Origin of the sequence: Nonomuraea sp. B10E15, from assembly GCF_039871615.1 — a bacterium.
Classification (GTDB): Bacteria; Actinomycetota; Actinomycetes; order Streptosporangiales; family Streptosporangiaceae; genus Nonomuraea.
Genome location: NZ_JBDPMB010000007.1, coordinates 112,578 through 128,648 on the forward strand (window position 1 = coordinate 112,578; position 16,071 = coordinate 128,648).

Below are 16,071 nucleotides of genomic sequence, written 5' to 3' on the forward strand. Positions count from 1 at the left end.
CGGCCCGTCCGCGCAACAGCGGTCAGGAGAAGACCTTGGCCTTGAGCGAGGGGAATCGCTGGACCAGGCGCAGGAAGCCCTTGAACCCCATGCGCGCCACCCGGCTGTCGCCGATGAACTGCTCGGCCGAGCGCAACGAGTCGCGTACGGCGGCGAAGCCGTACTCGCGCATTCGGGCCTCGTAGCGGGCGATGGCCGCGACAGGGTCGCCACCGCTCGTGGGCCCGCGGGAGGTCGCGCCCGTGCGCGAGCCCGCGAGCGCGCGCGTCAGCTCGGCGCGGAGCAGGCGGGCGTCGCGGAGGGCGGTGTTCGCGCCGATGCCACGCATCGGGGTCATGCTGTGGATGGCGTCGCCGATGAGGGTGATGGTGGAGGCCGGCCACGGGTCGATCGGGATCGAGGTGCGGATCGGCAGGAGGGTGACGGTGCCGGGGTCGGTCATGTCGACCAGCCTGCGCAGGTCGGGGTGCCAGGAGCTGATCATGCCGGCTACGGTGCCCTGAAGTTGTGAGCCCGACATCTCCGTAATATCCATCGAGAAGCGGCCGGCGGTCGCGCCGAACGCCCACAGGATGTAGCTGCTGGTGTTGTCCATCAGCGCGCTCTCCTGCTCGGTCACCCCGATCCCGCCGTACGTCACGGCCTCGCCCAGGTCGTGCGGGGCCGTGAACAGGCCCATGCCCCTGGGCGGGATGATGGTGTTCGGCCCGTCGGCCAGTCGCGGGGCCACGAGCCTCCTGGTCGCGTCGGTGAGCGGGAACTTGCCCGCGACCGTGGTGATCCCGGTGTCCACCCGTCTGGCGTGCGGCAGGTGCTGCTCACGGACCCGCGAGTTGCCGCCGTCCGCGGCGACCACGATGTCCGCGTCCTCGCTGGTGCCGTCGGCGAAGAAGAGCCGGATCCGCCCGTCAGGCAGCCTTTCGTACCGCTCGTACGTCTTCCCGAACCGTACGACGTCGTCCAGGCCGGACAGCAGCACCTGCCTGAGCGTGATGCGGCTGACCGAGTGGTGGTCGTCGGCGGGGTCGCCGGCCTTGGGCGTTTCGAGCAGTGCGACCAGGTTCAGCCGTTCGGTGAGGAAGCCGAAGTCCTGGCCGCCCCGTCCGGTCGTGGCCAGAAAGGCCTCCCACAGGTGGGAGGGCAGGCAGTCATGCAGCGCGCGGGCGCCGTGCGGGTCGATGTGCACGCGGTAGCCCTGCAGCCGGTCGGAGGGGGTGCGGTCCCGCTCGTGAACGGTCACGTCGAGACCGGCTTTGCGCAGCCCCTGGGCCAGGCAGAGCCCGCCGATCCCGCCACCGATGATCGCGATGTGAGGTGTCATGCGAGCAATAGTCATCCGTTTGGCTGATTCTGTCAACCAAACGGATGGATGATAATCTGCCGACCATGAGACGAGCACCGGAGGAGAAGCAGCGCGACCCCGAGCGCACGAAGGCCCGCATCCTGCAGGCGGCGCTCGAGGAGTTCGCCGCGAAGGGGTTCGCGGGGGCGCGGGTCGGCGAGATCGCCGCCAGAGCCGGCGTCAACAAGCAGCTGATCTCGTACTATTTCGGCGGCAAAGAGGGCCTCTACCAGGCGCTGAACGCACGATGGCACGTGGAGGAGAGCACCTTCGCGGACCCCGCGTCCGAGCTCGCCGAACTGGTCGCCGGCTACGTGCGGGCCAACTCCTCCCGCCGCGACTACGGCAGGCTGATGCTCTGGCAGGGGCTCACGGACGACGGCCCGCCCGACCCGGCGTTCGTGGCCGACGTCCGCCGTGACCTCGAGCACCTGCGCCGGCGCCAGCAGGACGGCGAGTTCCCCGCAGACCTGGACCCCGGTGCCGTCCTGGTTGCGCTGTTCTCCATGGCCGCGGCCGGCATCTCCTTCCCCCAGCTCATCCGCGCCGTCTGGGACGACGACCCGGCCTCACCGGAGTTCGCCGAGCGTTACGCGCGGGAGATCCGGAAACTGGTCGGCCACCTGCGCACCGTTCCCGCTCCATAAGACCCTCGCCGCGCGCGGGCGGTGGATCGATGATCCTCTCACCGGCTCGACGGGCACATCGCTCAGGCGCCGGGTGTGCGGGTGCGGCCGAGGCCGGGGTGAGGTCAGGGGCAGCGGACGATCATTCCCGCATAGGACAGGTTGCCGCCGAAGCCGAACAGCAAGATCGGCGCCCCGCGGCGGACCTCACCGCGTTCGAGGAGCTTCGACAGCGCCAGCGGTACGCTCGCGGCAGAGGTGTTGCCCGATTCCACCACGTCACGCGCGATGATCGCGTTGACCGCGCCGAGCTTCTTGGCGATGGGCTCGATGATGCGCAGGTTCGCCTGGTGCAGCACCACAGCGGCCAGTTCCTCGGGGGTCACGCCGCCGCGTTCGCACGCCTGCCGCGCGATCGCGGGGAGCCGGGTGGTGGCCCAGCGGTAGACGCTCTGGCCGTCCTGGGAGAAGCGTGTGGGCGTGCCCTCGATCCGTACGGACCTGCCGAGCTCCGGGACCGACCCCCACACGACCGGTCCGATCTCCGCGTCGGGAGCGGCGCTGACCACGGCCGCGCCCGCGCCGTCACCCGTCAGCACGCACGTGGTCCTGTCGGTCCAGTCGGTGACCGCGGTCATCTTCTCGGCGCCCACGACCAGGGCGTTCGTCGCGGCGCCCGCGCGGATCGTGTGGTCGGCGACGGCCAGGGCGTGGGTGAAGCCCGAGCACGAGACGCCGACGTCCATCAGGGCGGGGGAGGGCACTCCCAGCGCGGCGGCGACGCGGGAGGCGACGTTGGGGGCGCGCTCGGTCTGCGTGCAGGTGGCGACGAGTACGAGGTCGATGTCGGACGCGTCGAGCCCGCTGCCGGCCAGGGCTTTGGCGGCGGCGTTGGCGGCGAGGTCGGACACGCTCTCGTCGGGCCCGGCGACGTGCCTGGTGCGGATCCCCACCCGCTGGGTGATCCACTCGTCGTTGGTGTCCACCATGGTCGCTAAATCCCCATTAGTAAGGATTTGTGCGGGCTGGTAGTGACCTGTGGCGACGAGTCGTGATCCAGTCATGGGGCGGACTATAGCTCCCGCCTCCGCGAAGCGACACGAAGGGCTTCGACCGGGGCCCGGCTGCGGACGGGGGCAGCGGGCATCGCGGGCCGGTGTCCTCTCGACGGCCGGTCCCGGGTGGTGAACCTGCCGGACTAGTCCGCCGACAACCGGTCGAAGATCGCGAGCGCCGCCGTGCGCACCTCTGCCGGGGTGAGCCCGTCCAGCGTCTTCCTGGCGTCGGTGATGTCGCGGGTCGTGGCGAGTGTGATGGCCACGGACGAGGCGGCGGCGCGGTCGATCGATCCCGTCGGGGCGGCGTCGGCCAGCTGCTGGGCGCTCGCGGCGAGGTCGAGGTTGTCTTTCAACGGATCTCCTCGGGTGAAGGCGGCTCGGGCCATTGCATCATTTGACATCGTGCAGCATCCACCATTCGGTGAATTCCCGGCACCGCCCGTCCGGCGCGAAACGGATGACCCAGAGGTTGCTATACGTTTTATCCGGATATGTCGTGACTCCTTGGATGATGCTCATGTCGTCCGTCACGCACACCGGATGCCACTCGAACGTGGCATCGCCCGGCTTGTCCTGCTGCGCCAGCCATCCCGAGACGATCGCGTCGTGCCCCTGCCAGGGCGAGCTGTACGGCTCGGTGTAGTAGACGGCGTCCTCGGTGAACAGCGCGGAGATGTCGCCGGGATCGTTGGAGTTCCAGGCTCGTACGTACCCCTCGATCCACGCGCGCGGCGCGACCATGTGCTATCCCCTCAACGGATCGTGACCCACGGACATGAGCTCGCGCCGCGACTCGTCGTCCGTCCGGTCACCCATCGTCTCGACGAGGTCGACGACCTGCCGCATCACGTCGAGATCGGCGCTGGTCAGGTCGCCCTTGCGCTTGCTCAGGACGTGCAGCACACCCCGGCCGAGCTCGTCGATGCCCAGGTCAGGGTCGGGCGGGAAGCCCTCCTCGTCGGAGGCGTCGGCGAGCAGATGCGCGCGCAGTTCCTCGGAGTTCATGTTGACCGTCCGGTGGAACTCTTCCCACAACATCTCGGTGTCGAAACCCTCAGTCATGGAGCCCCGCCTACCCGCGAGCCCGCGCGTTACGCCCCTGCTCAAGGCCACTGTCGGGCGGTGGTCATGCGGCCCGTGGGAGTGCGGTCACGCCACCCCGTCGGCGAGCCTGGCGACGGAGTCGGCCACGCGCCTCCGCCGGGTCTCCGGCTTCTTCGCGCCCTCGACGAGGAGCACGTAACGCCTCTGCCGTGAGTACGACAGGCTTTCGAAGAACGTCCTGGCCTCGGGAGCTCGGCCGAGCGCCTCCGCCAGGTCGGCCGGCACCGACACCTGCCTGGGCGCGGTGTCGACCGCGATGTCCACCTCGGCCTCGTCGCCGGCGGACAGCCCGGCGCCCTGCCGGTTATCGGCGCTCAGGGGCACCATGAACCGCCCGCCCATCGTCGCCACCGTGCTGCGGTAGGAGTGGGAGCCGATGGTGACGGTCACGGCGGGCCGCCGGCCGCCGCCGAGTTCTTCGACGACCTCGGCCGGGACCTCGAAGCCCGTGGCGGTCTTGCCGGCCAGCTCGATCCTGGTGCGGAACCTCATCACATACCTCCGGAAAAGGGGCGGGGGAGCAGGTCAGCGGAAGAACTCCGTCAGCACGGGCGCCAGCGCCGCCGGCTTGACGATGTGGGTCTGGCCGTCGAGCGTGCGGTGCTCGGCGCTGGGCAGCAGGTCGGCCAGCGACCTGGCGGCGTTGCGGATCCACGGCTTGCTCTTGCCGCCGTCCATGACGAGCGTGGGCGTCTTGACCGCGGCCCAGCTCGACTCGGGGTAGGGCTCGCCCTTCTCGTACGGCGCCACGAACGCCGCGTCGTACGGCAGCGTGTGCGCCACCGACTTGAGCGTGGACCAGGCCGGCATGAACCGCATCATGGTCACGACCATGCCCGGCAGCCCGACGCCCGTGCGCATGAAGTAGCGCACCGCGTCGGCGCGGCGGCCGGCGGCCACCAGATCGTTCAGCGTGCGCTCGTAGCCGGCGGGGATGGCGGGGCGGGTGCCGTCGACGATGAAGGGCGGTTCGTACAGCGCCAGCTTCTCGACCGGCACTCCCGCGTCGGCGGCGGCCAGCGCGAGGGCGGCCCCTGACGACGTGCCGTACAGCCGCACCGGGCCGCCCGTCCCTGCGGCGAGCTCGGCGAGCGCGGCGAGGTCCTCGATCTCGCGCTCCGTCGTGTACGGCGGGGTGTCGCCGCTCTCGCCTCGCCCGCGCCTGTCGTAGGTGTAGACCGTGAAGTCGCCGGCCAGGGCGGTGGCCAGGCCGGTGTTGATGCTCTGCGCGCGGAAGCTGAGCGCGCCGTCCACGAGGATGACGGCGGGGCCCTGGCCGGCGCGGGTGTAGGCGATGGTGGTGCCGTCGGCCGAACGTGCTGTGCTCATGCGTCGAACGTAGAGCCGACAAAAAAATTTGTCAAGGCAGGTCACGGTCGTATCTCGGTCGGGCACGGGCGTATTCAGGAACGCCGCCCGGCGCTCCGTACGGACGGGATGTGCCGCGAAGGAGGGGACGGCGCGTGCCGCGGCGGGAATGCGCGGTCTGCCAGCCACGCACCTGGCACCCGCGGCACGCGCCGCGGACCTGCGCGCACGGGGCCCGCGCAGGCAGGAAGCGCACGAGGGCCCGCGCCGGAGAGCGCGGGCCCGCGCGTCCGGATCAGGGGCGTGCGGGACGGGCGCGCCGGATCGCGGGAATGGGACTCGCGCCGGTCAGGCGCGCGCGGGTCCGGTGCTGCCGCGCGGCGTGAGCGCGGCCGCCTGATCCTGGTAGGGGGGCACGCTCTCGCCGGAGATGAGGGCGAGCAGCCGCTGGGCGGCGTGTGCGCCGTAGGCGGGGATGTCGCGGGTGAGCGCGGTCAGCGGCGGCCGGACGACCTGCGCCAGCGGCGAGTCGTCCCAGGCCACGATGGACAGGTCGCGCGGCACCTCCACCCGCATCTCCTGCGCCACCGACAGGCCGGCCACGGCCATGATGTCGTTGTCGTAGACGATCGCCGTCGGCCGGTCGGGCGAGCTGAGCAGCCGCCTGGTGGCCCTGGCGCCCTCCTCGCCGGTGTAGTCGGTGTGCACGACGACGTGCTCGGCCACGCCCTCGCAGGCCTGCGCGAACGCCTGGTCGCGCACGGTCGTGTGGACGAGCTCGGGCAGCCCGGCGACCCGCGCGAGGCGGTGGTGGCCGAGCGCCCGCAGGTAGCCCACGGTCTCGCGGACGGCCTCGCCGTCGTCGGACCAGACGGCCGACAGCGAGCCGGACTCCGAGGGGTGGCCGATCACCACGACCGGCATGCCGAGCCGCTCGAGCTCGGCCACGCGGGTGTCGGCATAGTGCAGGTCGACGAGGAACGCGCCGTCGATGCGGCTCTCGCCCCACCAGTGCCGGTAGACCTCGCTCTCCTGCTGGTGGCTGGTGACGACCTGGAGCAGCAGCGCGTAGGAGCGGTCGGCGAGCACGCCCTCGATGCCGGAGATCAGCTCCATGAAGAACGGCTCGACGCCCAGGATGCGGGCGGGCCTGCAGAGCGCGAGGCCGACGCAGTTGGCCCTGGCGCCGTTGAGCGCCCGGGCCGCGCTGTTGGGCCGCCAGCCGATCTCGTCGGCGATGGCGATGATCCTGGCCCGCGTCGCCTCCGACACCCCGGGCTGCCCGTTGAGCGCGTAGGAGACCGCCACCTTGGACACTCCCGCCCGGCTGGCGATGTCGGCGATCGTCGGTCGCTTCACGGACGTCCTCTCCTGAACCGGATAACCCTCTCCACTGTAGGCCACCGGCATCCAGCTGCCCTGTGTGCCTCCGGAGGAGACATTAACCGTTTAAGCCAGGTACGTCACATGCGCTGTCGCCGGCGGAGGTCAGGAGACGCCGGGCGGGGAGGTGGAGTCTCTGATCACGAGCTGGCAGGGCATCTTGTGCACCCCGGGCGTGGCCCTGCCGTCGATGGCCGCGAACAGGTGCTGCGCCGCCGTCCGCCCGAGCAGTTCCAGATTCATGTCGACCGTCGTCAGCGCCGGCCGGGTCTCCGTGGACAACACCTCCCAGTTGTCGTAGCCCACCACCGCGATGTCGTCGGGCACCCGCCGCCCGCGCTCGCGGGCGGTCTCCACGAAGCCGGCCGCGATCTGGTCGCTGCCGCAGAACACCGCGTCGATCTCCGGCTCGGCCATCAGCAACATCTCGGCCGCGTGCCGCCCCCACCGCTGGGACCACGCCCCGGACAGCGTCTGCCCGGCCTGCTCAAGGCCGGCCTCCGCGAGCGCCAGGCGCAGCCCCTCCTCGCGGTCGCGGGCCGCCTTGTAGTGCGCGGGGCCCGTGACGTGCGCGATGCGGCGGCGGCCCAGTGCCAGCAGGTGGTTGACGGCCATCGCCGCCGCCCCCACGTCGTCGGGCACGAACGACACGTCGGCGGGGTCCTCCGACGGGCCGTAGGCGTAGACGACGGGGACCGGCAGGTCCTTGCTCACCGAGGGGCGCGGGTCGGTGCTCTCGCCCACCACGATCAGCCCGTCGACCCGGCGTGAGAGCAGCGCGCGCACGTGGTGCTGCTCCCTGATCGCGTCGCCGCGCGCGTCGCAGAGCAGCACGGCCATCTCGCCGGCCCCGAACGCGTTCTCCGCGCCGAGCAGCACCGGGATGCCGAACCGTCCGACGCTGTCGGAGGTCAGCAGCCCGACCGTGCGGGTCTGCCCGGACAGCAGCCCTCTGGCCAGGGCGTTCGGCTGGAAGGAGAGCTCCGCCGCGGCGGCGAGCACGCGCTCGCGCGTCGCCGCCCGCACATCCTGGCGCCCGTTGAGCGCCTTGGACGCCGTGGCGATCGAAACCCCCGCCAGCGAGGCCACATCATTGATGGTCGCCCGCTTACCCGCCATGTTTCGAAACCCTTTTCGTCACCTGTGAACTGCATAGCACCCTAACACCCATTGACATGGGGTCATGTTTCTTCTACGTTTCCGAAAACCTTTAAGTCCAGGAGCACATCATGAGACGAAGGCTGGCCGGGATCTCACTCCTCGGCGTGTTAGCGCTCACAGCAGCGGCCTGCGGCAGCGGCGGCGGCTCGCAACCGGCGGACGGTCCCGTGACGATCACCATGTGGACCCGCGCGGCCACCCAGGCGCAGAGCGAGCGCCTGGTCAAGGCCTACAACAGCAGTCACAAGAACCAGGTCAAGCTCACCGTCATACCGACCGACAACTACCAGCCACGCATCGCCGCCGCGGCCGGCGCCAAGCAGCTTCCCGACGTCTTCGCGGCCGACGTCATCTTCGTCCCGAACTACACCTCCCAGGGCCTGTTCATGGACGTCACCGACAGGATCGCGGCCCTGCCCTACAAGGACGATCTCGCGCCCTCGCACATGAGGCTCGGCACCCTCGACGGCCGGCAGTACACCCTCCCGCACACGCTCGACCTGTCGGTCTGGTTCTGGAACAAGGACCTCTACACCAAGGCCGGGCTCGATCCGGAGAAGGGGCCCGCGACCCTGAAGGAGTTCGCCGAGCACGCCACCACCATCCAGGACAAGCTCGGCAAGGAAGGCAAGGTGCACGGCACCTTCTTCGGCGGCAACTGCGGCGGCTGCTACGTGTTCACGTTCTGGCCGTCGGTGTGGGCGGCAGGCGGGCAGGTCATGAACCCCGAGGGCACCACCTCCCTCAACGACCGGCCGGCCATGACCGAGGTCTTCAAGATCTACCGCGAGCTGTACGAGAACAAGGTCACGGGCCCGACGACCAAGGAGGAGCAGGGGCCGACCTGGACCGGCTTCTTCCCCAAGGGCGAGATAGGCGTCATGCCGATGCCCTCGACCATGCTCGGCCTGATGCCCGAGGACATGAAGATCGGCGTCACCGCGATCGCCGGGCCCGACGGCGGCGAGTCGACGTTCGTCGGCGGCGACTCCATCGGCGTCTCCGCCACCTCCGAGCACGCGGACGCGGCCTGGGAGTTCCTGTCCTGGACGGTCTCCGACGAGGCGCAGGTCGAGATCATGGCCAAGAACAAGGACGTGGTCGCCCGCACGGACCTGGCCGGCAACAAGTACTCCGCCGAGGACCCGCGCGTGGAGCTGATCAACTCGCTGGTCGCCAAGGGCCGGACGCCGTACGCGCTGCGCTTCGGCCAGACCTTCAACGACCCGCAGGGGCCGTGGCTGCGGCTGGCCCGCGAGGCGGTGTTCGGTGACGCCTCGAAGATCTCCCAGCTCAACGCCGAGATCACGAAGTCGCTGCAACAATGACGTTGACGAGCGCCCGATCCCTGCGGCGGCCGGCCCGCCCGGCTCCGCCCGCACGGTGGCGGAGCAGGAAGGCGCAGGGCTGGCTCTACGCGGCCCCGACCGCCGCCATCGTGGGCGTGCTGTTCGTCGCCCCCCTGGTGCTGGTCGTCTGGATGTCGCTGAACCGCTGGCCGCTGCTCGGCCCTGCCCGGTTCAACGCCCCCGGCAACTACCTCAAGATCGCCGACAACGCGCTCTTCGTCGACGCGGTGTTCTTCACGCTCAAGTACACCGCGATCACCACGGTCCTGCTGTCGGCCGTCGCGCTCGGCCTCGCCCTGCTCGTGCAGGAGCGCGGGCCGGGCATCGGCTTCTTCAGGACCGCGTTCTTCCTGCCGGGGGCCGTCGGCTTCGCCGCCGCCGGGCTGCTGTTCTACGGCATGCTGAACAACGACTTCGGCCCCATCGACCCCATGCTGCAGGCGCTGGGCATCACCAGCGAGCCCGTCAGGTGGATCGGCACGCCCGACATGGCGCTGTTCTCCACGATCGCGCTGGTGCTCTGGCGCTTCGCCGGGTTCAACATGCTCATCCTGCTGACCGGCCTGCAGGCGATCCCCGTCGAGGTCTACGAGGCCGCGAGGAGCGACGGGGCCGGTCGCCGGCAGATCTTCACCAAGATCACCCTGCCGCTGCTGCGCCCGACGCTGGCGCTCATGCTGATCCTCAGCGTCACGGGCTCGCTGCTGGCCTTCGACCAGTTCTTCGTCTTCACCAACGGCGGCCCCGACAACAGCACGGTCTCCATGGTCATGGTCATCTACCGGGCCGCGTTCTTCCGCTTCGACCTCGGCGGCGCGGCGGCGATGTCGGTCGTGCTGCTCGTGGCCCTCGTCGGGCTCAACACGCTGATGATGCGGAGGCTTCGGTGAGCCGGTATCTCACGCTGTCCGCCCTGGCGGTGCTGTTCCTGTTCCCGCTGGTGTGGAGCGGGTACGCGTCGCTGGAGGAGCCGTCCAACTACCTGGAGATGGCCCGCTTCGGCGAGGGCGTCGGCACGTACGCGACCAACAGCGTGCTGGTGTCGTTCATGACGGTGGCGGGCACGCTGGCCGTCTCGGCGCTCGGCGGCTACGGTTTCGCCCGCTTCGACTTCCCGGGCAAGAACCTGTTGTTCCTGGCCACGCTGGCGATCCTCATGGTGCCGTACGCGACGATCCTGATCCCGCTCTACGTCCTGCTCGGCTATCTCGGCCTGCAGAACTCCCTGGCCGGGCTCTCGCTGGTCTTCGTGATGTTCCAGCTGCCGTTCGCGCTGTTCATGATGCGCAACGCGTTCGAGGCGGTGCCGCGCGAGCTGGAGGAGGCCGCGCTGGTGGACGGCTGCGGCACGTTCACGGCCTTCTCCAGAATTCTGCTGCACGCCGTGCGGCCCGCGCTGGTCACGGTGGGCCTGTTCGCGTTCCTCGCCTCGTGGAACGACTTCTTCGCACCGCTCATCCTGCTGAACGACGGCGCGTCGTTCACCCTGCCGGTGGCCGTGGTCAGCATGACGTCGCAGACCATGGGCGCGATCGACTACGGCATGCTCCAGTCGGGCGTCATGGTCATGGCGATCCCCTGTCTCATCCTCTTCATCGTGCTGCAGCGCCACTACGTGCGCGGATTCATGTCAGGAGCTCTGCGTGGCTGACCCCGTCGTGCCCTCATCGGGCGTCCTCTCCCCGCTCGGCCTCGACGCGGTACGGCTGTCGCCCGGTTTCTGGGGTGACCGGGTCGCGCTGAACCGCGAGGTCACCATCGCCCACTGCCAGGAATGGGAGGAACGCGAAGGCTGGATAGGCAACTTCCGCGGCGAGCGCCCCCGCCGGGGCCGGGAGTTCAGCGACTCGGAGATCTACAAGCTGCTGGAGGCCATGGCCTGGGCGGACCATCCGGGGCTGCCCGCGCTGGCGGAGACCGTGGCCCGGGCCCAGGAGGGCGACGGCTACCTCAACACCCGCTGGTCCGGCAGCCGCTACACCGACTTCGCGTGGGGGCACGAGCTCTACTGCTACGGCCACCTCATCCAGGCCGGGGTCGCCCGGCTGCGCGTGCATGGCGAGGACCGGCTCACGGAGGTCGCCGTCAGGGCCGCCGACCACGTGTGCCGCCGCTTCATGGAGGGCACGGAGACGTGCGGGCACCCCGTGATCGAGATGGCCCTCGTCGAGCTCTACCGCGCGACCGGGACCGAGCGTTACCTGGAGATGGCCCGCCGCTTCGTCGAGCGGCGCGGCCTGCCCTCGCTGGCGGACATCCCCTTCGGCCGCGCCTACTACCAGGACGACCTGCCCGTCAGGCGGGCGCAGGTGTTCCGCGGCCATGCGGTCCGCGCGCTCTACCTCGCCTCGGGCGTGGTGGACGTGGCCGTCGAGACCGGCGACGAGGAGCTGCTCAAGGCGGTCGAGGCGCAGTGGGAGCGCACGGTCGCGCGGCGCACCCACCTGACCGGCGGGATGGGGTCGCGGCACGCCGACGAGTCGTTCGGCGAGGACTACGAGCTGCCGCCGGACCGGGCCTACAACGAGACGTGCGCGAGCATCGCCTCCATCATGCTGTCGCACCGGCTGCTGCTGGCCACCGGCGACGCCCGGTACGCCGACCTGGCCGAGCGCACGCTGTACAACATGCTGGCCACGGGGGTCGCCCTGGACGGCCGGTCGTTCTTCTACGCCAACCCGCTGCAGGTGCGGGTGCCCGCGGTACCGCTGGAGGGCGTCAACCACGCTCCCGAAGGCGGGCTGCGCTCGCCGTGGTTCGACGTGTCCTGCTGCCCGAACAACATCGCCCGCACGATGGCGTCGTTGCCCGCCTACATCGCGACCTCCTCGGCCGGCGGGATCCAGATCCACCACCTCACGCCGTCGGAGATCCGGCACGGGCGGCTGGCGGTCAGGGTCGAGACCGGCTACCCGTGGACCGGCTCGGTGCGCGTGCGGGTGCTGGAGGGCGGTCCTGGAGGCATCACGCTGCGCGTGCCGGCCTGGGCTTCGGGCGCGACGATCGTGCACGTGCCCGCGCCGGCTCCCGGAGCGCCGCCTCCCGGCGACCCCGCGGTCAGGCCGGCCTCTCCCGGCTACGTCTCCGTGGAGGGGCCGTGCCGGGCCGGCGACGAGATCCGGCTGGAGCTGCCGATGGCGCCCCGGTGGACGTTCCCCGACCGGCGGATCGACGCGCTGCGGGGGAGCGCCGCGGTCGAGCGAGGGCCACTGGTCTACTGCGCGGAGTCGGTGGCCGACGAGCCGCCGCTCGGCGACCTGGCCGCGCGGGTCGGGCCGCCCGTGGAGCGCGAGATGGACGGCGTGGTCGAGCTGGAGGTGGCGGCGGCGCTCGGCTCGGGGGGCGACGGCGGCTGGCCGTACGCGCCGGTCGCCGGCGGCCGGGCGGGCGGCGCGGACGTCACGCTGCGGCTCGTGCCCTACCACCGGTGGGGCAACCGCGGCCCCGCGACCATGCGGGTCTGGCTACCGATCTGACCTGGAGATGTGCTGGATGTGGAGAACTGACACGTGAACATAGGAATTGTCAAGGTTTATGTAGTCTTTGCCTTATGTGGGATGATGGATTGCGTTTCGGCATCCTCGGGCCGCTGATCATACGGGCGGGTGGACGGGCCGTCCGGCTGGCCGCGGGAAAACGACAGGGTCAGCCCGCACGAGCCGGACATGCTGACCTTCACCGAGCTGATACGGCAGGCGGAGTCCTCACTTGAGCGGCGCCGCCCGGAGATCGCCCTGAAGCTGTTCCGCCTTGCGGACGACCTGTGGCGCGGCAGCCCGCTGGCCGCGCTCGAGCTCGCCGCGGAGATGGTGAAGGCGCCGAAGGACGACACCGGTTTTGTGCCTTCCCGGTCCGGCGCCGACTTCCGCACCACCGCCCGGAACATCTCCGGGAACATACGGAACTGCACACCCTTGGACTGGATGGTGAAGAAAAGCCCCAGGAGGACGACCACGGGAATGAGCAAATATGTCCACAAGCCGTCAGTGATATCGGCGAGCGCAGCATCCATAAAGATGTCTCTCGTGTGTGAGGGGTTGCCAGCGGTATTGAACTCGAAACCCGATGTGCGGGTGGATTCGGCATGCTAGCGACCGCCGATACAATAGTGATACATCGCGAAATTTCAATTATCTTTGCATTGTTGAATGGTTCGTCAATCGCGGTGTCGCCGATCGTGTCCCCGCCGGGCGGAAACGCGGCGGGGACACGATCGGCGACGGGAAGAGGGCGCGGTGGGCGGTCAGGATGCGGTGCAGGTGTAGGAGCCCGCCGTGGCCGTGTCGCCGCCGGGACGGCCGGCCTGGAAGCCGAAGCTGGTGGAGCCGCCGGCGGCCAGGCTGCCGTTGTAGCCGGCGTTCCGCGCCGTGACGGTCTGCCCGCTGACGCTCAGCGTGGCGTTCCACGAGCCGGTGACGGTGTGCCCGGCGGGCAGCGTGAAGGTGACGGCCCAGCCGCTGATGGCGGAGGAGCCGCCGTTGGTGACGGCGACCTGCGTGACGTAGCCGCCGCCCCACTGGCTCTGGACGGTGCCGGTGGCCGTGCAGCCGCCGCCGGACGACGTGGTGAACGTGGTCGTGGGGGAGTTGCCGGACAGGTTGCCCGCGCCGTCGCGGGCGCGCACGTACACCTGGTACTCCGTCGCGGCGCTGAGCCCGGTCAGCGTGATCGTGTTCGTGGCGGTCCTGCCGAGCAGGGCGTCGGTGCCGCCCTGCTCGCGGTAGACGTCGTAGCCGGCCAGGCCGGAGCCGCCGGAGTCGGTGGCGGCCGTCCAGCGGAGGGTGGCGCCGCTCGCGGTCACGTTCGTGGCCGACGGGGTGCCGGGGGTGGTCGGCGCGGTGGTGTCGTCGCCGGTGCCGCCGCCGAAGAACGTCGCCTCGCGTGAGGTCTGCCCGATGCCGTCGGCGCCGTTGAAGATGCGCTCGCCCCAGGAGGTCAGGCTGGAGGCGTTGAAGTTGTTCACCATGTCGAGGTATTCGACGCCGCCGCCGTTGCCGCTCCACGACCAGCCGATGTAGCCGACGCCGCGCGACCGGGCCTCGGACATGATCGTGTCCTCGTCCGGGTTGCCGTCGGAGTGGTCGTGCCCGAACTCGCCGATCACCAGCGGCAGGCCGGCCGACTGGAAGGCGCCGAGGTAGGCGGTGATCTCGGCGGCCGTGTCGAAGACGCCGTACATGTGGATGGAGAAGACCGTGTTGTCCTGGGGGTCGGCGGCGGCGACGGTCGCGGCGTTGTCACGCATGGTGAACTGCCAGTCCTGGCCCCAGTTGGGCGCGTCCACCATGAGCAGGTGGTCGAAGCCGAGGCCGCGCATCCGGGTGATCGCGTCGGTGGTCGCGCTGGTCCAGGCGGAGACGTTGGAGTTGCCGTAGGGCTCGTTGCCGATGTTGATGACGATGAAGTCTTCGGTCCCGGTGAGCGCGCTCCTGACGCTGCTCCAGTAGTCGACGGCCTGGCTGAGCGTGTACGCGCCGCCCTGCTCGCCGTAGCCGGTCGTGTCGTGGTTTTCGAGCACGCATATTAACCGGTTCTGTCTGCACAGGGAGACGACGTTGGCCACGTCGGTGGCGTCGTTGGGGGTCCATCTGCCGCCGCTCAGCACCACCCGGACCGTGTTGGCCCGCAGCGACTTGATGCCGGCGAAGGAGCCGGTCTGGCTGGTGAACCAGGTGTGCGCGTGGCTGACGCCGCGCATGACGAACGGGTTCCCGTTGGCCTCCACGATCCTGGTGCCGCTGACCCGGAGCCCGGTCGCGGCGTGCGCGGGAACGGGGGCGACGATCATCGAGACGAGGAGCGACAGGAACGCCGCGGCCACGAGCCCGAGCCGGTTGGTCATGAGGGTGCCTTTCCGCTGGGGTTAACCGGTTATGTAACCGGCATGGTCTGCGGATCCGGTCCTCGTGTACAGCGGTGGCCGGGAGGCGGCACGCACTCCCGGGCGCGGGGGAAGGGCCCCTACATGGGAAGACGCCGCGCCCGGCCCGGCGCGCGCCGGCGGTCCTGGGCTGAAAGTTTCATCTGAGCGTGGGCAGCCCGGCGGCCAGCGCCATGAGGGCGCGGAGGAGGCTGGGCCGCAGCTGGGGGCAGTGCGCGGCGAGCTCGGGATCCTGGGCGTAGAGCTCGGCCATCGTGGGGGGCGGGTTGGCGGCGGGATAGAGCATGCCGGCCAGCCCCGCGGCGGCGGAGACGAGCTCCATGCCCTCGCGGTCGGTCAGCCCCGTGGCGCGGCCGACCTGCGCGCCCAGGTCGGCGGCCGTGCGCAGCGCCGTGATCTTGAACTCGCGGGCCGCGGCGACCGACACGTTGTGCTCCAGGCTGGTGCTCGAATGGCTGAGCAGGTCGCAGAAGAGCGGCTGGTCGATGATGGTGTCGGCCAGCGCCGCCGCCACGTCGGCCGTGTCGCGGGCCGTGCGCAGCCGGTCGGTGGCCGCGTCCGCCCACCGCTGCCACTCCTCGCAGGCGAGGACGAGGTAGATCTCCTCCCGGGTGCCGAAATAGCGTACGACGTTGGACTTGGCCAGCCCGACCGCCTCCGCGACCGCCCCCAGGCTGACGTTGCGCACGCCGGACGCGGCGGCGAGCTCGCGCGCGGCGGCGAGGATCGCCTCGCGCCGCTGCTGCTTGTGCTCCGGCCGCCTGGCCCGCATGAAGGTCCGCGTCATCGTCGCCCAGCATACGCCTGGTTAAAAGAACGTCGTTCTCTTGTTAACGAAACGTCGTTCTGTTAGCGTCGC

The 16,071-nt window shown here is 70.3% G+C and carries 17 protein-coding genes; 6 read left to right on the forward strand and 11 right to left on the reverse strand.

Annotated elements, in window-relative coordinates:
* Positions 1-22: 22 nt before the first annotated feature.
* A complete protein-coding gene (locus ABGB14_RS21815; RefSeq protein ID WP_347645648.1) occupies positions 23-1,321 on the reverse strand; it encodes an NAD(P)/FAD-dependent oxidoreductase in 1,299 nt (432 codons plus the stop codon).
* 65 nt (positions 1,322-1,386) lie between these two features.
* Between ABGB14_RS21815 and ABGB14_RS21820 the strand changes: the two genes are divergently transcribed.
* The gene (locus ABGB14_RS21820) at positions 1,387-1,989 is read left to right on the forward strand and encodes a TetR family transcriptional regulator (protein ID WP_347645649.1); all 603 of its coding nucleotides are present in this window, start codon (positions 1,387-1,389) and stop codon (positions 1,987-1,989) included.
* Positions 1,990-2,093: 104 nt separating this feature from the next.
* On the opposite strand, the gene ABGB14_RS21825 is transcribed toward ABGB14_RS21820, so the two are convergent.
* The 8 genes from ABGB14_RS21825 to ABGB14_RS21860 all read right to left on the reverse strand — a co-directional run bounded on the left by ABGB14_RS21825 (position 2,094) and on the right by ABGB14_RS21860 (position 7,940).
* On the reverse strand, positions 2,094-3,032 hold the full coding sequence (locus ABGB14_RS21825) for a beta-ketoacyl-ACP synthase III (protein ID WP_347645650.1): 939 nt from the start codon (positions 3,030-3,032) through the stop codon (positions 2,094-2,096).
* A 134-nt stretch (positions 3,033-3,166) separates the two neighbouring features.
* Positions 3,167-3,379 (reverse strand): hypothetical protein, encoded by a 213-nt coding sequence (locus tag ABGB14_RS21830; protein ID WP_347623622.1) that lies wholly within the window; start codon positions 3,377-3,379, stop codon positions 3,167-3,169.
* A gap of 37 nt (positions 3,380-3,416) precedes the next feature.
* A complete protein-coding gene (locus ABGB14_RS21835) occupies positions 3,417-3,767 on the reverse strand; it encodes a nuclear transport factor 2 family protein (RefSeq protein ID WP_347645651.1) in 351 nt (116 codons plus the stop codon).
* 3 nt (positions 3,768-3,770) lie between these two features.
* Positions 3,771-4,088 carry a DUF3140 domain-containing protein gene (locus tag ABGB14_RS21840; protein ID WP_132591350.1) on the reverse strand — a complete coding sequence of 106 codons (318 nt, stop codon included), beginning with the start codon at positions 4,086-4,088 and terminating at the stop codon, positions 3,771-3,773.
* Between the two features lie 87 nt (positions 4,089-4,175).
* Entirely contained in the window at positions 4,176-4,622 is a 447-nt protein-coding gene (locus ABGB14_RS21845) for a YdeI/OmpD-associated family protein (RefSeq protein ID WP_347645652.1), read from the reverse strand.
* A 33-nt stretch (positions 4,623-4,655) separates the two neighbouring features.
* Positions 4,656-5,459 (reverse strand): alpha/beta hydrolase, encoded by an 804-nt coding sequence (locus tag ABGB14_RS21850; protein WP_347645653.1) that lies wholly within the window; start codon positions 5,457-5,459, stop codon positions 4,656-4,658.
* A gap of 327 nt (positions 5,460-5,786) precedes the next feature.
* Positions 5,787-6,797 carry a LacI family DNA-binding transcriptional regulator gene (locus ABGB14_RS21855; protein ID WP_347645654.1) on the reverse strand — a complete coding sequence of 337 codons (1,011 nt, stop codon included), beginning with the start codon at positions 6,795-6,797 and terminating at the stop codon, positions 5,787-5,789.
* 129 nt (positions 6,798-6,926) lie between these two features.
* Positions 6,927-7,940 carry a LacI family DNA-binding transcriptional regulator gene (locus ABGB14_RS21860; protein ID WP_347645655.1) on the reverse strand — a complete coding sequence of 338 codons (1,014 nt, stop codon included), beginning with the start codon at positions 7,938-7,940 and terminating at the stop codon, positions 6,927-6,929.
* A 110-nt stretch (positions 7,941-8,050) separates the two neighbouring features.
* Between ABGB14_RS21860 and ABGB14_RS21865 the strand changes: the two genes are divergently transcribed.
* From ABGB14_RS21865 to ABGB14_RS21885, 5 genes are all read left to right on the forward strand, one after another.
* Positions 8,051-9,310, forward strand: a complete 1,260-nt coding sequence (locus ABGB14_RS21865; RefSeq protein WP_347645656.1) for a sugar ABC transporter substrate-binding protein — start codon at positions 8,051-8,053, stop codon at positions 9,308-9,310.
* Positions 9,307-10,221 carry a sugar ABC transporter permease gene (locus tag ABGB14_RS21870; RefSeq protein ID WP_347645657.1) on the forward strand — a complete coding sequence of 305 codons (915 nt, stop codon included), beginning with the start codon at positions 9,307-9,309 and terminating at the stop codon, positions 10,219-10,221. Before ABGB14_RS21865 ends, ABGB14_RS21870 begins: the two co-directional genes overlap by 4 nt.
* Positions 10,218-10,982, forward strand: coding sequence for a carbohydrate ABC transporter permease (locus ABGB14_RS21875; protein WP_347645658.1), 765 nt, complete (start codon positions 10,218-10,220; stop codon positions 10,980-10,982). Before ABGB14_RS21870 ends, ABGB14_RS21875 begins: the two co-directional genes overlap by 4 nt.
* A complete protein-coding gene (locus ABGB14_RS21880; RefSeq protein ID WP_347645659.1) occupies positions 10,975-12,807 on the forward strand; it encodes a beta-L-arabinofuranosidase domain-containing protein in 1,833 nt (610 codons plus the stop codon). Before ABGB14_RS21875 ends, ABGB14_RS21880 begins: the two co-directional genes overlap by 8 nt.
* A gap of 129 nt (positions 12,808-12,936) precedes the next feature.
* The gene (locus ABGB14_RS21885) at positions 12,937-13,422 is read left to right on the forward strand and encodes a BTAD domain-containing putative transcriptional regulator (protein ID WP_347645660.1); all 486 of its coding nucleotides are present in this window, start codon (positions 12,937-12,939) and stop codon (positions 13,420-13,422) included.
* Between the two features lie 152 nt (positions 13,423-13,574).
* Here ABGB14_RS21885 and ABGB14_RS21890 read toward each other — a convergent pair whose 3' ends face one another.
* Entirely contained in the window at positions 13,575-15,173 is a 1,599-nt protein-coding gene (locus ABGB14_RS21890) for a cellulase family glycosylhydrolase (protein ID WP_347645661.1), read from the reverse strand.
* A gap of 178 nt (positions 15,174-15,351) precedes the next feature.
* On the reverse strand, positions 15,352-15,999 hold the full coding sequence (locus ABGB14_RS21895) for a TetR family transcriptional regulator (RefSeq protein ID WP_347645662.1): 648 nt from the start codon (positions 15,997-15,999) through the stop codon (positions 15,352-15,354).
* Positions 16,000-16,071 lie beyond the last annotated feature (72 nt).

Coding starts and splice junctions, on each gene's coding strand:
- ABGB14_RS21820 (WP_347645649.1), top strand. CDS start 1,387: ATGAGACGAGCACCGGAGGAGAAGCAGCGCGACCCCGAGCGCACGAAG.
- ABGB14_RS21850 (WP_347645653.1), bottom strand. CDS start 5,459: ATGAGCACAGCACGTTCGGCCGACGGCACCACCATCGCCTACACCCGC.
- ABGB14_RS21825 (WP_347645650.1), bottom strand. CDS start 3,032: ATGACTGGATCACGACTCGTCGCCACAGGTCACTACCAGCCCGCACAA.
- ABGB14_RS21890 (WP_347645661.1), bottom strand. CDS start 15,173: ATGACCAACCGGCTCGGGCTCGTGGCCGCGGCGTTCCTGTCGCTCCTC.
- ABGB14_RS21815 (WP_347645648.1), bottom strand. CDS start 1,321: ATGACACCTCACATCGCGATCATCGGTGGCGGGATCGGCGGGCTCTGC.
- ABGB14_RS21835 (WP_347645651.1), bottom strand. CDS start 3,767: ATGGTCGCGCCGCGCGCGTGGATCGAGGGGTACGTACGAGCCTGGAAC.
- ABGB14_RS21895 (WP_347645662.1), bottom strand. CDS start 15,999: ATGACGCGGACCTTCATGCGGGCCAGGCGGCCGGAGCACAAGCAGCAG.
- ABGB14_RS21845 (WP_347645652.1), bottom strand. CDS start 4,622: ATGAGGTTCCGCACCAGGATCGAGCTGGCCGGCAAGACCGCCACGGGC.
- ABGB14_RS21860 (WP_347645655.1), bottom strand. CDS start 7,940: ATGGCGGGTAAGCGGGCGACCATCAATGATGTGGCCTCGCTGGCGGGG.
- ABGB14_RS21870 (WP_347645657.1), top strand. CDS start 9,307: ATGACGTTGACGAGCGCCCGATCCCTGCGGCGGCCGGCCCGCCCGGCT.
- ABGB14_RS21865 (WP_347645656.1), top strand. CDS start 8,051: ATGAGACGAAGGCTGGCCGGGATCTCACTCCTCGGCGTGTTAGCGCTC.
- ABGB14_RS21840 (WP_132591350.1), bottom strand. CDS start 4,088: ATGACTGAGGGTTTCGACACCGAGATGTTGTGGGAAGAGTTCCACCGG.